18 protein-coding genes are annotated in these 14,301 nt (G+C 67.6%); 8 read left to right on the plus strand and 10 right to left on the minus strand.

Annotation, left to right across the window (positions count from 1 at the left end; all coding sequences use genetic code 11):
* Positions 1 to 35: 35 nt before the first annotated feature.
* Entirely contained in the window at positions 36 to 863 is an 828-nt protein-coding gene (locus tag RAH32_RS05225; protein ID WP_306605788.1) for an alpha/beta fold hydrolase, read from the plus strand.
* Here the strand turns inward: RAH32_RS05225 and RAH32_RS05230 are convergent.
* From RAH32_RS05230 to RAH32_RS05245, 4 genes are read right to left on the minus strand one after another with little or no spacing between them, the layout of a single operon-like run.
* Positions 860 to 1,366 carry a phosphatase PAP2 family protein gene (locus RAH32_RS05230; protein WP_306605790.1) on the minus strand — a complete coding sequence of 169 codons (507 nt, stop codon included), beginning with the start codon at positions 1,364 to 1,366 and terminating at the stop codon, positions 860 to 862. The two genes, RAH32_RS05225 and RAH32_RS05230, sit on opposite strands and share 4 nt — an antisense overlap.
* Complete coding sequence (locus tag RAH32_RS05235; RefSeq protein ID WP_306605792.1) at positions 1,366 to 1,776, minus strand: cytochrome C; 411 nt, start codon at positions 1,774 to 1,776, stop codon at positions 1,366 to 1,368. The genes RAH32_RS05230 and RAH32_RS05235 overlap by 1 nt, the downstream gene beginning before the upstream one ends.
* Positions 1,777 to 1,824: 48 nt before the next feature.
* Positions 1,825 to 2,496 (minus strand): ABC transporter ATP-binding protein, encoded by a 672-nt coding sequence (locus RAH32_RS05240; RefSeq protein WP_306605794.1) that lies wholly within the window; start codon positions 2,494 to 2,496, stop codon positions 1,825 to 1,827.
* The gene (locus RAH32_RS05245) at positions 2,489 to 3,790 is read right to left on the minus strand and encodes a lipoprotein-releasing ABC transporter permease subunit (RefSeq protein WP_306605795.1); all 1,302 of its coding nucleotides are present in this window, start codon (positions 3,788 to 3,790) and stop codon (positions 2,489 to 2,491) included. Before RAH32_RS05245 ends, RAH32_RS05240 begins: the two co-directional genes overlap by 8 nt.
* Positions 3,791 to 3,923: 133 nt before the next feature.
* On the opposite strand from RAH32_RS05245, the gene radA reads away from it, so the two are divergent.
* The 3 genes from radA to purF all read left to right on the plus strand — a co-directional run bounded on the left by radA (position 3,924) and on the right by purF (position 7,554).
* Entirely contained in the window at positions 3,924 to 5,288 is a 1,365-nt protein-coding gene (radA, locus tag RAH32_RS05250; RefSeq protein WP_306605797.1) for a DNA repair protein RadA, read from the plus strand.
* Between the two features lie 42 nt (positions 5,289 to 5,330).
* Positions 5,331 to 5,927, plus strand: coding sequence for a CvpA family protein (locus RAH32_RS05255; RefSeq protein WP_306605799.1), 597 nt, complete (start codon positions 5,331 to 5,333; stop codon positions 5,925 to 5,927).
* A 136-nt stretch (positions 5,928 to 6,063) separates the two neighbouring features.
* The gene (gene purF, locus RAH32_RS05260; RefSeq protein ID WP_306605800.1) at positions 6,064 to 7,554 is read left to right on the plus strand and encodes an amidophosphoribosyltransferase; all 1,491 of its coding nucleotides are present in this window, start codon (positions 6,064 to 6,066) and stop codon (positions 7,552 to 7,554) included.
* A gap of 55 nt (positions 7,555 to 7,609) precedes the next feature.
* Here purF and RAH32_RS05265 read toward each other — a convergent pair whose 3' ends face one another.
* From RAH32_RS05265 to RAH32_RS05280, 4 genes are read right to left on the minus strand one after another with little or no spacing between them, the layout of a single operon-like run.
* Entirely contained in the window at positions 7,610 to 8,050 is a 441-nt protein-coding gene (locus RAH32_RS05265; protein WP_306605802.1) for an NUDIX domain-containing protein, read from the minus strand.
* Complete coding sequence (locus RAH32_RS05270) at positions 8,047 to 9,081, minus strand: 5-(carboxyamino)imidazole ribonucleotide synthase (protein WP_306605804.1); 1,035 nt, start codon at positions 9,079 to 9,081, stop codon at positions 8,047 to 8,049. The genes RAH32_RS05265 and RAH32_RS05270 overlap by 4 nt, the downstream gene beginning before the upstream one ends.
* Positions 9,074 to 9,559, minus strand: a complete 486-nt coding sequence (purE, locus tag RAH32_RS05275) for a 5-(carboxyamino)imidazole ribonucleotide mutase (RefSeq protein ID WP_306605805.1) — start codon at positions 9,557 to 9,559, stop codon at positions 9,074 to 9,076. The genes RAH32_RS05270 and purE overlap by 8 nt, the downstream gene beginning before the upstream one ends.
* A 55-nt stretch (positions 9,560 to 9,614) precedes the next feature.
* Entirely contained in the window at positions 9,615 to 9,833 is a 219-nt protein-coding gene (locus RAH32_RS05280) for a YdcH family protein (protein ID WP_167622420.1), read from the minus strand.
* 198 nt (positions 9,834 to 10,031) lie between these two features.
* Between RAH32_RS05280 and RAH32_RS05285 the strand changes: the two genes are divergently transcribed.
* From RAH32_RS05285 to RAH32_RS05295, 3 genes are all read left to right on the plus strand, one after another.
* Entirely contained in the window at positions 10,032 to 10,550 is a 519-nt protein-coding gene (locus RAH32_RS05285; RefSeq protein WP_306605809.1) for a hypothetical protein, read from the plus strand.
* 100 nt (positions 10,551 to 10,650) lie between these two features.
* Positions 10,651 to 11,061, plus strand: coding sequence for an Hsp20 family protein (locus RAH32_RS05290; RefSeq protein ID WP_306605811.1), 411 nt, complete (start codon positions 10,651 to 10,653; stop codon positions 11,059 to 11,061).
* A 10-nt stretch (positions 11,062 to 11,071) separates the two neighbouring features.
* Positions 11,072 to 11,299, plus strand: coding sequence for a DUF1150 family protein (locus RAH32_RS05295; RefSeq protein WP_306605813.1), 228 nt, complete (start codon positions 11,072 to 11,074; stop codon positions 11,297 to 11,299).
* 19 nt (positions 11,300 to 11,318) lie between these two features.
* Here RAH32_RS05295 and RAH32_RS05300 read toward each other — a convergent pair whose 3' ends face one another.
* Together RAH32_RS05300 and RAH32_RS05305 are read right to left on the minus strand one after the other, a co-directional pair.
* On the minus strand, positions 11,319 to 12,740 hold the full coding sequence (locus RAH32_RS05300) for an MFS transporter (RefSeq protein WP_306605814.1): 1,422 nt from the start codon (positions 12,738 to 12,740) through the stop codon (positions 11,319 to 11,321).
* Between the two features lie 39 nt (positions 12,741 to 12,779).
* A complete protein-coding gene (locus RAH32_RS05305) occupies positions 12,780 to 13,520 on the minus strand; it encodes a bifunctional sulfate adenylyltransferase/adenylylsulfate kinase (protein WP_306605816.1) in 741 nt (246 codons plus the stop codon).
* Between the two features lie 85 nt (positions 13,521 to 13,605).
* Here RAH32_RS05305 and RAH32_RS05310 point away from each other — a divergent pair, with 85 nt between their 5' ends.
* The gene (locus tag RAH32_RS05310; protein WP_306605818.1) at positions 13,606 to 14,301 is read left to right on the plus strand and encodes an HAD family hydrolase; all 696 of its coding nucleotides are present in this window, start codon (positions 13,606 to 13,608) and stop codon (positions 14,299 to 14,301) included.

The raw sequence follows: 14,301 nt of genomic DNA on the forward strand, positions 1-14,301 counted from the left end.
CCCCCTGTGGGATATTTAAGCCAAGGCAAAGGGCGATGGTCGAGTTCTTCACGGCGAATGACGGGGCGCAGCTGGCTTATTCGGATAAGGGCGAAGGGCTGCCGGTTCTTTGCCTGGCCGGGTTGACGCGGAACATGGGCGATTTCGATTATCTCGCGCCGCATCTGGCGGGTGTGCGGCTGATCCGCATGGATTATCGCGGGCGGGCGCGGTCGGATTGGACCGGCGCCGCAAGTTACACCGTGCCGCAGGAAGGCAAGGATGCCCTGGCGCTAATGGATCATCTGGGGATCGGTGCGGCGGCGGTGCTGGGAACGTCGCGCGGTGGGTTGATCGGGATGCTGCTGGCCGCCGTTGCGCATGACCGGCTGCTGGGGCTGTGCCTGAACGATGTGGGGCCGGTCATCGAAAAGGCGGGGCTGGAGCGGATCTTCGACTATGTCGGGCGCAACCCCGCGGCACGAACGCATGACTTGCTGGCCGAGCGGCTGGGATCCGTCATGGAGGGCTTTGCCGATGTGCCCGAGGGACGGTGGCTGGGGGATGCACAAAGGCATTACGAGGAAACGCCCGAGGGATTGCGGATCAGGTACGACCCTGCCCTGCGCGAGGCTTTCCTGGCCGCGTTCCAGGGCGATGCACCTGACCTGTGGCCGCTGTGGGATGCGACCGCCGGGCTGCCGGTCGCGCTGATCCGGGGGGCGAATTCCGACCTGCTGTCGCCCGAGGTCGCGGCCGAGATGGTTCGACGACGCCCCGACACGATCTTCGCCAGCGTTCCGGGCCGCGCCCATGTGCCCTGGCTGGACGAGCCGGAGTCGCTGGCCGCGATCAATGTCTGGCTGGACCGCTGCGGGCGTTAGAAGCGCATTCCCACGCTGAAGCTCGCGCCCTCGGTTCCGATGCCGAAATCGGCCGCGCCAAAGGAAAAGCCGATCAGGGCGCCGGTCAGCGCCTGCTGCGCAGTGTGTTCGCCCGCATGGACGCGGCTGGCCGCCGTCAGGCCCGCCGCGCCATAAAGGCCGATGCCCGCCGCGCGGTCGTCCGCGAAGCACTTTCCGGCCAGATCCGCTGCGCCGAAGGCTGCGGCGGCGGAATGGCCCGAGGGGAAGCCCTTGCCCTCGCCATTCGGCCGCACGGATACGGGCGTGCCGTCCAGCCAGGTCTTCAGGCCCAGGACCAGCACTGTCTGCAAGGCGCCACGGACGGCAAAATCCTCCAGGCGGTCGTCGCGGGCGGCGCAGACGGCGGCGGCCAGCGGCAGGCCGTATTTCATCGCCGTGCCAAAATCCGCGAGCGGATCGGCGGCGGCGGGTTGGGCCAGGGTGGCCGCAGCGACGGCGGCCAGCAGGGGAAGGCGCGGCATTACCGCTGCATCGCCTCGACATATTCCATCAGGGCCACCAGCCGCACCGGGGTCGGGGTCATGATCCCGTCGCCGGCGTCATAGGGAATGGTCGGCCCGTCCAGCAGGTCCCCGAATTCGGGCATCGGCGATTCGCTGCGACCCGGCGTGAAGCCATAGATGTGGCCCATCACCTGCAGGCGCGGGAAGACCCCACTGTTGTTGGCGGCCACGCGGGTCAGATCGACGGGCGCGGGGGTCATGCCTGCCGCCGCAGGACCGCCGCCCCGGCCGTCCGGCCCGTGGCAATCCACGCACAGCGCGTTGAAGTCGTTTCGCGCCTGCACCCGGTCCGACATCTGCGGTGTGCAGGCGGCGATCAGGCCCGCCATCGCCAGCCCGGCCAGGCCCGCCCCATATGTTGCCTTCATCGCTGCCCCTTTCACATTGTTTTCCCGACTTTGCCCCGGCGGCACGGGTCACGCAACCGTCTGGTTGAGGCGGATCACGCGGTCCATGCGCCGGGCCAGGTCGTGGTTATGCGTGGCGATCAGCGCCGACAGGCCCGTGTCGCGGACAAGCGCCATCAGCATGTCGAAGACCCGGTCCGAAGTCTCGGGGTCGAGGTTGCCGGTGGGTTCATCCGCCAGCAGCAGCGCGGGCTGGTTCGCCAGGGCGCGGCAGAAGGCCACCCGCTGCTGTTCGCCCCCCGACAGCGCCGCCGGGCGGTGATCCGCGCGCGCCGACAGGCCCAGACGAGCCAGAAGATCGGCGGCGCGGGCGGCGGCGTGGCGTTGGGGAACGCCGTTGGCAAGCTGCGGCAGGATGATGTTTTCCGCCGCGCTGAATTCCGGCAGCAGGTGGTGGAATTGGTAAACGAAGCCCAGCTCGGCCCGCCGCGCCTCGGTCCGGGGGCGGTCGGGCAGGCCGGTCATGTCGCGGCCGTTGAGGATCACGCGCCCCGTGTCGGGCGTGTCCAGCAGCCCCGCGATATGCAGCAGCGTCGATTTGCCCGCGCCCGACGGCGCGACCAGGGCCACCACCTCTCCTCGCGCGACGGATAGATCCAGGCCACGCAGCACCGGCACCGGGGCGGGACCGTCCTTGCCATAGGTCTTGCCGACCCCTTCCAGGCGCAACACGTCATTCATAGCGCAGGGCCTCGACCGGGTTCATGCGCGCGGCGCGGCGCGCGGGAAAGATGGTGACGACGAAGGACAGGAACAGCGACAGCGCCACCGCGCGGAAGATGTCCCAGGCGCGCAGATCGGCCGGCAGGCGATAGATGCCCCGAACCTCGGGCTGCCAGGCGCCGCCGCCGGTCAGGGCGTTCAGCGCGGCCATGATGTTGTCCACATTCAGCGCCAGAAGCACCCCCAGCACCACGCCCGCGATGGTGCCGATCACGCCCGTGAAGGCCCCGCACAGAAAGAAGATCCGCAGCACCGCGCCCTCGGTCAGGCCCATGGTGCGCAGGATGCCGATGTCGCGGCCCTTGTTCTTGACCAGCATGATCAGCCCGCTGGTGATGTTCATGGACGCGATCAGCACCAGCACGGACAGGATCACGAACATCACGTCATCCTCCATGTCCAGCGCCGCTAGGAAGCTGCCGGAACTGTCGCGCCAGTTCCAGACCTGCGCCCCCTCGCCCGCCGCCTGGATCAGCGGCAGCGTCCAGTCGTCCACCCGTTCGGGATCGGCGACGAAGACCTCGATCTCGTCGGCGACGCCCTCGCGGTTGAAATATGACTGCGCCTCGACCATGGGCATGTAGATGCGGGTGCGGTCGATGTCGTATCGCCCGGCGCTGAAGATGTATGTGACCTCATAGGCCTTAACGCGGGGCGTGGTGCCGATGGCCGTGCGGGCGCCTTCGGGGGCGATCAGGCGGATCCGGTCGCCCAACCCCACCGCCAGTTCGCGCGCGATGCCCGACCCGATGGCGATGCCGCGGTCGAAATCCTCAAGGCTGCCGACCGAGGTCGAAAGATCCACGATCCGCGGCATTGCCTTGAGATCGTCGAGGCTTACACCGTAAACCTCGGCCACGTTCGAGCTGTCGTTGGCGGTCGCCATGACCTGACCGCGAACCACGGGCGCCGTCCGCGTGACGCCCGGCACCTGCGCCAGCTTCGCGGCCATGGCGTCATAATCCGCGATCCGGCCGGGGACGACATAAACGTCCTCGGTGAATTCGTTCGTGATGCGCTGGGGTGCCATATAGACGGTCGTATGGGCATTGGCCCCCAGGATCGTGTCCACGAACTCGGCCCGGAAACCCGCGCGCACGGCCAGCGTGGCGATCAGCGCCATGACGCCAAGCGCGATGCCGATCAGGCTGATCCAGGTCATCACGCTGACCCCGCCCTCGGCCCGGCGGGCGCGCAGGTATCGCCAGGCGATGGTGAATTCGTATCGGGAGAACGGTCGGGGTGTGGCCATCGGGACGCCTTGATTTTGCGCGGGGAACCTGACCGGGACGCCCCCAAAGATCAAGCCGACAAAGGCGTGAGGGGTTCTTCGTTGTTCAAATACCCATATTGCGACGGCAGCCCCCAGATGCCACATGAGGGGCATGGCAAAATCCACCAATGCGTTCACCTGCACCGCCTGCGGTGCGTCCCACAAGAAATGGGCCGGCCGCTGCGACGCCTGCGGCGCCTGGAACACCATCGTCGAGGAGGCTCCCCTGTCCCAGGGTCCGGGCCGCGGCCTTGGCGCGCACAAAGGCCGGGCGGTCCCGCTGTCCAGCCTGATGACGACCGAGGCCCCGCCCCCGCGCAGCCTGTCGGGGATGGAGGAACTGGACCGCGTCCTGGGCGGCGGACTTGTGCCCGGCAGCGCGATCCTGGTCGGCGGCGATCCGGGCATCGGCAAGTCCACGCTGCTGTTGCAGGGCGCGGCGGCCTTTGCCCGGCGGGGCGCGAACGCCGTCTATATCAGCGGCGAGGAAGCAAGCGCCCAGGTCAGGATGCGCGCGCAGCGGTTGGGGCTGGCGGATGCGCCGGTGCGGCTGGGGGCGGAAACCAACCTGCGCGATATCCTGACCACGCTGGACAACGAACGCCCCGACCTTGCCATCATTGATTCCGTCCAGACGCTGTGGTCCGACCAGGTCGAAGCCGCGCCGGGCAGCGTAGCCCAGGTCCGGGCCGCCGCGCATGAACTGGTGACCTTCGCCAAGCGCAAGGGCGTGGCGATCTTCCTTGTGGGCCATGTCACCAAGGAAGGCCAGATCGCCGGGCCGCGCGTTGTCGAACACATGGTCGATACCGTGATCTATTTCGAGGGCGAGCGCGGCCACCAGTTCCGCATCCTGCGGTCCGTCAAGAACCGCTTCGGCCCGGCGGACGAGATCGGCGTCTTCGAGATGACCGGCAGCGGCTTGGCCGAGGTCGCCAATCCATCCGCCCTGTTCCTGTCCGAGCGCGGCCAGCCGGTCCCCGGCAGCGCCGTCTTTGCCGGGATCGAGGGCACGCGTCCAGTGCTGACCGAGGTGCAGGCGCTTGTCGCGCCATCGACGCTGGCGTCCCCGCGCCGCACGGTCGTGGGCCTGGACAGCGGGCGGGTCAGCACGATCCTGGCCGTGCTGGAAGCGCGTTGCGGCATCCCTTTCGCAGGGTTGGACGTGTTCCTGAACGTGGCGGGTGGGATGCGCGTCAACGAACCGGCCGCCGACCTTGCCATCGCAGGGGCGCTTCTGTCCGCGCGCGAGGACAGCGCCCTGCCGCCCGAAGCGGTGCTGTTCGGCGAAATCAGCCTGTCCGGCGCGCTACGCCCCGTTGCGCAGGCGGAAAACAGGTTGAAAGAGGCGCAGAAACTTGGTTTTTCACAGGCGATTTTGCCCGACAGCCAGAAGGTCGAGGGCGCAGGGGGCATGGGGGTCAACCGCATCGCCGATCTGACAGGATTCGTGGGAGAGGTCTTCGGCGCCGGCTGAAGGTCCTGAAAAGACAACAGAACCGGCGCAAGGGGCAAGGCCATGGACGGATTCACAGTTATCGACGCGGTGGTGGCTGCGGTCATCATCCTTTCGGCCATCCTGGCCTGGTCGCGCGGCTTCGTGCGCGAATCGCTGGCGATCCTGGGATGGATCGGCGCGGCCATCCTGGCCTTCATCTTCGCCGCCGCCATGCGCCCGCTGATCGCGCAGTTGCCGGTGCTGGACCGCTTCCTGGGCGACAGCTGCGAACTGGCGACCATCGCGGGCTTTGCCGTGGTCTTCGCGCTTGCCCTGGTCGTGTTCTCGATCATCACGCCGCTGTTTTCGTCGGTCGTGCAGCGGTCCGCGCTTGGCGGCGTGGACCAGGGCATGGGCTTCCTGTTCGGCGTGGCACGCGGCATCCTGCTGGTCGCGATCGCCTTCATCGTTTATGACCGCGTGATGACCAGCCAGCAGGTCGCGGTGGTGGAAAACAGCCGCAGCGCCCAGGTGTTCGAGCGGATGCGCGGCCAGATGGACCAGCAGATCCCCGACGATGCGCCGGGCTGGATCGTCAGCCGCTATGAACAGATGGTGGCGGGCTGCACGGCAACTGCAACGCCTTCGGCGCAGGAAACGCCGCCTGCCGCCAACTGATGCACTGGACGCATGGCTGCCTTGCCGTAACGGTTTGGTGACGAAAAACCGCCCCCGCCGACAAGCAGGGGCGTGACTTTGGGTCGCACCCGCACTACATAGCGCGGGACAGCCCAAAGCCATTCAGGGTGCCGCGATGCAACCATTCCTGGCCCATCCGTTCGATTCGGACCGACTGCACGAAGAATGCGGCATCTTCGGGGCCATCGGCGTCGTCGACGCCTCGAACTTCGTGGCGCTTGGCCTGCACGCGCTGCAGCATCGCGGGCAGGAAGCCGGGGGCATCGTCGCCCACGACGCCGAACACGGCTTCAACAGCGCGCACCGCTTCGGTTATGTCCGCGACAACTTCACCAAGGCCGAGGTGATGGCGACGCTGCCCGGCCCGCTGGCCATCGGCCATGTCCGCTATTCCACCGCCGGGACCAAGGCCGCCACCGCGATCCGCGACGTGCAGCCCTTTTTCGGCGAATTTCACATGGGCGGCTGCGCCATTGCCCATAACGGCAACATCACCAATGCCGCCGCCCTGCGCCGCGAGCTGATCGAGCGCGGCTCGATCTTCCAGTCCTCGTCGGATTCGGAATGCATCATCCACCTGATGGCGCGGTCGATCCAGCGCAACATCCCCGAACGGATGAAGGACGCGCTGCGCCGGGTCGAGGGCGCGTTTTCCGTCATCGCCATGACGCGGACCAAGCTGATCGGCGTGCGCGACCCCCTGGGCGTGCGCCCGCTGGTGCTGGGCAAGGTCGGCGAGGATGGTTTCGTGCTGGCATCGGAAACCTGCGCCCTGGACATCATTGGCGCCGATTTCATCCGAGAGATAGAGCCGGGCGAAATGGTGGTGATCTCGAAAGGCGAGGTTGAATCGTCGCGCCCCTTCGGGCCGTCCAAGGGGCGGTTCTGCATCTTCGAACATGTCTATTTCTCGCGCCCCGATTCGATCATCGGCGGGCGCTCGGTCTATGAGACGCGCCGCCAGATCGGCGTGGAACTGGCGCGCGAGGCGCCCATCGAGGCCGACCTGGTCTGCCCCGTCCCCGACAGCGGCACGCCCGCGGCCATCGGATTCGCCCAGGAATCGGGCATCCCCTATGGAATGGGGATCATCCGCAACCAGTACATGGGCCGCACCTTCATCGAGCCGACCGAGCAGATCCGCAACATGGGCGTCCGGTTGAAGCTGAACGTGAACCGGTCGCTGATCGCGGGCAAGCGGGTGGTGCTGGTGGACGACAGCGTGGTGCGCGGCACCACGTCGCGCAAGATCAAGGACATGATCCTGGACGCGGGCGCGGCCGAGGTGCATTTCCGCATCGCCTCGCCCCCCACGGCCTGGCCCTGCTTCTATGGCGTGGACACGCCCGACCGCGACAAGCTGCTGGCCGCCAACATGTCGCCCGACGAGATGCGCGACTGGATCGGCGTCAACTCGCTGGCCTTCGTGTCGCTGGACGGGCTTTACCGCGCCGTGGGCGAGGTCCAGGGCCGCAACAAGGCCTGTCCGCAATATTGCGACGCCTGTTTCTCGGGCGATTACCCGGTGGCGCCCTTCGACCAGCTTGAACGCGGGTTCCGCATGAAGGCCGGATCCGAGACGGCGATGAACGAGGCGGCGGAGTAAGCCGGGGGCGCTTCGCCCCCCGGACCCCCCGAGGATATTTAAGCACAGAAGATGATCAGCCGACGATCCGTTCCAGCGGGTCGTACCAGGCGGCGTGCTGGCCCCAGACCGCGCGGGCCAGCATTCCGGGCTTGTGGCGCAGGCGGGCGAGATCCGTGCGGGTGGCCCAGGTGAAGCGATTCACCACCTGTTCCGGGTCCGCGAGGACAATGTCAATGTCATTGGTCAGCTTGGCGCGGAAGATGATATCGACCTGGTGGAAGCCCCGATCAGGGTCGTGGAATTCGTTCACCAGGATCGGGGCGCTGACGGTGATGGCAAGGCCGGTTTCCTCGGCCACCTCGCGCATCAGGTTTTCGGGCAGCGACTGGCCCGGCTCGACCCCGCCGCCGGGCAGGCACCAGAGGTCGGACTGCTGGCCCGGATAGGCGTTGACCAGCAGCAGCCGGTCGTCCCGCAGGATCGCCGCGCGGACCGCCAGCCGGGGCGGCTTCATCCGGTGATCCGGTTGACGTGCCCCATCTTGCGCCCCGGACGCGGCGCGCCCTTGCCGTAAAGGTGGACCTGCGCATTCGGCGTTTTCAGAAGGTCGGGGATGCGGGCGACATCGTCGCCGATCAGGTTCTCCATCATTACATCCGCGTAACGCTTGCCGTCGCCCAGCGGCAGGCCCGCCACCGCGCGGATGTGCTGTTCGAACTGGTCCACGGCGCAACCCGCCTGAGTCCAGTGGCCGGTGTTGTGGACCCGGGGGGCGATCTCGTTCACGATCAGGCCCTGGGGTGTCACGAACAGTTCGACACCCATGACGCCGATGTAGTCCAGGGCATTCACGATCCGTGCCGCGATCAGGACGGCATCGGTCGTGACCTTGCCGTTCAGACCGCAGGGCACGGTGGTGGTGCGCAGGATGCCCCCTTCGTGGACGTTCAGGCCGGGATCGAAGGCCGCGACCTGGCCATCTGCGCCGCGTGCCACGATCACGCTGATTTCGGCGCGGAAATCGATGAAGCCTTCCAGCACGGACGGTGCGCCGGTCCATTCGGGGGGACCGTCACCGATGCGCACCTGGCCCTTGCCGTCATAGCCCATCCGGCGGGTCTTGAGAATCGAGGGGCGGCCGATCCGCGCAACGGCCGCGTCAAGGTCGGCCTCGGCCGGGACGTCCGCGAAGGGCGCGGTCGCCAGCCCGATCTCGTTCAGGAAGGTCTTTTCCGTCAGCCGGTCCTGCGACACCGCAAGGGCGCGGCGGTTGGGCCGGATCGGGCGGATCGATTCCAGCAGATCCAGCGCCGAGGTCGGCACGTTCTCGAATTCATAGGTGATGACATCGACGCTTTCGGCAAAGGTGCGCAGGGCAGCCTCATCCTCATAGGGTGCAGTCGTCACCCGCCACGCGACGTCGCCCGCAGGCGCGGCACCCGGTTCATAGATGTGGCAGCGCAGGCCCAGGCGGCTGGCCGCGACGGACAGCATCCGGCCCAATTGGCCGCCGCCCAGGATGCCGATGGTCTGGACGTCATTCATCGCGCGGAACCTCGGGGATGGAATCGGACAGGGCCTGGCGCCAGGCGTCCAGACGTTCGGCCAAGGCCGGGTCGGACAGAGCGAGGATGCCCGCCGCCATCAGCCCCGCATTGGCCGCGCCGGCAGTCCCGATGGCCATGGTGGCAACGGGATAGCCCTTGGGCATCTGCAGGATGGAGTAAAGCGAATCGACCCCTGACAGCGCCCTGGTCTGGACCGGCACGCCGATCACCGGCACGCGGGTCTTGGACGCCATCATGCCGGGCAGATGCGCCGCGCCGCCGGCGCCCGCGATGATGACGCGCAGCCCCCGTTCCAACGCCGTCTTGCCGTAATCCCACAGCCGGTCGGGGGTGCGGTGCGCGCTGACGATCCGGGCCTCGTATCCCACGCCCAGTTCGTCCAGGATCGTCGCGGCCTCCTTCATCGTGGGCCAGTCGGACTGGCTGCCCATGATGATGCCCACAGGTTTGTCCATTCGTCGTCCCCCGCATCTGCCCGCCCGCAATAACGTGCAGGGCGGCAGGCCGCAATCAGGCGATGATGTCGGGGGTGATCTCGTCTTCCAGGCGGGCGATCTGGTCCTTGAGCATCAGCTTCTGCTTCTTCAGCCGTTGCAGCGCCAGCGATGATGTCAGCTGCTGCGCCGACAGGGCCGCGATCGCCTCGTCCAGGTCGCGGTGTTCGCAGCGCAGCGCAGCCAGCTTGGCGCGGATGATTTCGTCGTGGGACATCTCGTGGTGCATGTTCATCTGGCTTGCCTGGCTGGACGCGTGAAACCGCTTTGTCGAGTATAATCGTTAGCACGGCACATGTTAACAGGATGCTTCGCAGTGCGCGGAACCGGCTTGCATTTTTGCCCACCGCCCCGAGACTGGACCGGTCGTATCACAAGGGGTTCCACAATGGTCTGGTCCAGCAGGCTGAAGGCGGTGGTGATAGGATGCGGGATGACCATGGCGTGCCCCGTCCTTGCGCAGGACGAGGCGCAGCTTTGCGTCAACCAGTGCATGTTCCACCACGGACCGGCGAGCAGCCCCGCCTATGCTGCCTGCGTGGCGCAGATGTGCAGCGGGGCGGAAGCCGACGGCGCACCCGAGGCCGAGCCATCGCCGGGCTGGAGGACCGAAAGCGTGGCGGGCGCCCATGCGGCGGTGATCGACATGGGCGGGCGGTCGCTGAACTATATGTGCCAGCAGGGCGGGCCTGCGCTGATCGGCATCTCGGGCCTGGGCGGGGCGGCGGACGGCACGCGCATCAGCGTGGACGGACGCGCCTTCGCCCTGCCCTTCGTGGCGCGGAACGGCATCCTTTATACCGCCGCCGATGCCGGATCGCCGCTGGTGGGCGCGCTGATGTCAGGCAGCGGGGTCGAGGTCGTCTCGGGCGGGCGCAGCGGAACGTTTCCCTTGAGCGGTTCACGCACGGCCATCGCAGAGGCGGCGCAGGCCTGCGGAATTCAGCCCTGACCTGCCTTGCACGGCCCGCTTCGCGCCCACATATTGATGGCAAGCGGATTGCCGCCAAAGGGATCCGCAAACCAGTCGCTTGACGGGAAGAGGGCTGACCATGACCAAGATTTCGCTGGGCGCGCATCCGTATCTGCTGGGGTTCGACCAGCTTGAACGACTGGCCGAACGGGCCGCGAAAGGCGCCGAAGGCTATCCGCCCTACAACATCGAACATAGCGCCCCGGACGGGTTCCGAATCACGCTGGCCGTCGCGGGTTTCGCGGAACAAGATCTGTCGGTCACGACCGAGGACCGGCAGCTTGTGATCCGCGGCCGGATGGCCGATCCCGAAGGGGACCGCGTCTTCCTGCACCGGGGCATCGCCGCCCGTGCCTTCCAGCGCAGCTTCGTCTTGGCCGATGGGGTCGAGGTCGAGGGCGCCCAGATGGAAAACGGGCTTTTGCACATCGACCTGCGCCGGCAGCAGCCCCAGCAGGTCGTCCAGACCATTCCGATCAGCCGCAAGTAAGGGGATCATCATGGATACCAAATTCGATTTCGGCGGCATCGACGCCGAGAAGACCGTCTATATCCGGCAGGTCGAGACCCGGACCCTGCCCCAGGAGATCCAGCAGCAACTGCCGGGAATCGAGACGATGTATGCCGTCCACGACGCCGACGGCGAACGGCTGGCCCTGGTCAAGGAACGCCCGCTGGCCTTCATGCTGGCGCGCCAGAACGAACTGACGCCGGTCAGCGTCCACTGACCGAATGGCGGCAGGGCCTTCACGCCCTGCCGCGCAGAATGCCGCGCAGCGCCAGGATCGCCAGGATCGCGGTGAAGGCGCCAAGCTGATACAGCAGGGCGTGCGACATCGCCCCGGTATAATCCTCGCCCCCCTGCCCGTGCAGCCGGACGAAGAACAGGCTGGACACCACCGCGATGCCGATCGCCGCTCCGACCTGCTGGAAGGCCTGCATCGCCCCCGATCCCGCGCCCGCATCGCGTCCCGGCACCGATTGCAGCACCGTCTGGAACAGCGGAGAGATCGTCAGCCCCATCCCCAGTCCGCAGATCGCCAGAGGGGCGGCCAGCGACATCACCCCGAAGGGCTGGGGCGGATGACCGGTGAGATGGCGCAGATAGGCCATGCCCCCCAGCATGATGGCCACCCCCACCGCCATGCGCCGGGACATCGCCTTGGTGCCGAAGCGCCCGGTGACATAGCTGCCCAGCATGATGCCCAGCGGAAAGGGCGCCGTGGCCATGCCGGAATGCAGCGGATCCAGCCCGAACCCGGTTTGCAGATAGATCGCCAGCACCAGGAACATTCCCGGTATGGCCGAGAAATGCAGCATCACCATGGCAACGCCCGACAGATATCCGCCGTTCCGCATCAGCGCGACCGGCAGCAACTGCCCCCGGCCGCGGCGCGCCAGACTGACCTGCCGCCAGACGAACAGCGCCCCCAGCGGCACGGACGCCGCCAGCATCGCCACGCACCACCAGGGCCAGCCCAGCAGCGCGCCCTCGATCACCGGCAGGACGACCATGATCACGGCCAGCGAAAAGATCGCGATGCCGATCCAGTCGATCCGCATCCTGGGATCCGATGACAGCGCGGGAATCCATCGAAGCCCCGCCGCAATCACGAAGATCCCCACCGGCAGGTTGACCAGGAAGATCGGCCGCCAGTCGAGGCCGCCGATGTCGCCGATGATCAGCGCGCCGCCCAGCAGCGGCCCAGTGACGGCCCCCAGGCTGGCCACCACCCCGGCCAGCGCGAAGGCGCGCGCCTTCTGCTCGGGCGGGAACATCACATGCATGATCGCCATCACCTGCGGCACCATCATCGCGCCGCCGATCCCCTGCAGGGCGCGCGACCAGATCAGCATCGGCATGGACAGGGCGAACCCGCACAGCGCCGATGCCAGGGTGAACAGCGCCACCCCCCACAGGAACAGCCGCTTGCGCCCGAACTTGTCGCCGAAGCGCCCGAAGGGCAGCAACCCGGCCGCGAAGGCCAGCACATAGGCCGCCGATACCCATTCGATCTGCGCCGCGGTGGCGTTCAGGTTCCGCTGGATCGAGGGCAGCGCCACGTTCACGATGCTGACGTCGATCAGGTTCATGAAGTTGCCCAGCAACAGCAGCACCGTCGCCAGCCACGGGTTGTAGCCGACAATGCCTGGACTCGTCGGGGTCATGGTGCCGCCTTCTTGCAGAACGTGAAATTCTTCGACGGTCTAGGCCATCCTGCCGGGCTCGACCATCCGCACTCCGATGCTGACTTCGTGGGGGCGATAAAGTTCCCGTCCGGCGGCGTCGAACAGCATCAGATGCGTGGCGCCGTGGTTGCGCGCCACCAGGGCCTGCCACAGCGCGGCGCGGGGACCGGTTGGCGGGGCCACGGGCAAGGGCGACAGGACCGCATCAGTGGGCGCATCGACCGCAACGCCCGGCAGGGGCTGGATCAGCAGCAGGGCGTCCAAATCCCGCGCGGCGCGCAGGGCGGGGGCGATCTGTTCGGGACGGTCCGGCTGGACCCCCAGCACCCGTGCCTTGCCCCGGTCAGCGAACAGGGTGCGCAAGGCGTTCGGCGTCATGCTCCCCACCACGGGGCGGCGCAGTCCCTTGACCTTGCCGCCCAGCAGGGCCGGGTCGCCCCAGGCGTCGGTCACGGACATGACGGCGACCACGCCCCCATCGTCCCGCAGGGCGATGTCGTCGCCGGGCTGCACCCGTGCCGCGAAATCCGCATCGACCTGCAATGCCAGCGGCACCGGCCAGGGCGACACCGCGCCGCCTTGAACGGCGTCATGGTCGGCCTGGGTCATGTAGCCGCGCAGGGGGGCGTATGCGCCGTTCATCAGCAGCGCCAGGTCGCCCGCCTGCCGCGCGTCCAGGGTCCAGGCGGGCAGCCGGGCGGAATCGGCCAGCAGGGCGCCTGCGGCCTCGGGGGAAACGTAAAGCTCTCGGATCATCATGGCGCATGGCTAGCGCAGGTCCGGCCGTTTGTCATCCTTGCCGGTTCGGTGTAGGGATCGGCTGTTATCGCCAACGGGGGGCCGCATGACCGATATCCGCGCCGTGATCTTCGACATGGACGGTTGCCTTGTGGACAGCGAGCCGATGTCGCTGCAAACCCTGGCGGATCTGATGGCGGCCGAGGGGCTGCCCGCCACCACCGACGAACTGCGCCGGAAATTCCTGGGCGTGTCGATCCAGTCCATCGTCAGCCACATCGCCGAGGCCCTGGACCGCGACGACCTGCCCGACTTCGCCCGCGATTTCGAGGAACGGCTGCTGGCGCGCTATCCAACCGAACTGCGGGTGATCCCCGGCATCCCTGCCCTTCTGGACGACCTGTCGGCGCGCGGGATCATGGTGGCGATCGCCACGGGCAGTTCGATCCGCAGGCTGGCGATCACGCTGCAGGTCGCGGGACTGGCCGAACGATTCGGCGCCGCCGTCTTCAGCGCCGATCAGGTCAGGCACGGCAAGCCCGCGCCGGACCTGTTCCTGCTGGCCGCAAGCCGGCTGGGCATCCCGCCCGCCGCCTGCGCGGTGATGGAGGATTCGCCCCACGGCATCGTCGGCGCCCGCATGGCCGGGATGCGCGCGGTGGGCTTTACCGGCGGCACGCATCTGGAGGGGATGCGCGACGATCATGCCCGGCGCCTGGCGGAAGCCGGGGCCGTGGCGGTGCTGCCGGATCTGTCCGGCATGGTTGACGTGCTGCTGGATCACCAACCAACCGGCGCCTGA

It is taken from the genome of Paracoccus yibinensis (assembly GCF_030846195.1).
Lineage (GTDB): Bacteria > Pseudomonadota > Alphaproteobacteria > Rhodobacterales > Rhodobacteraceae > Paracoccus > Paracoccus yibinensis.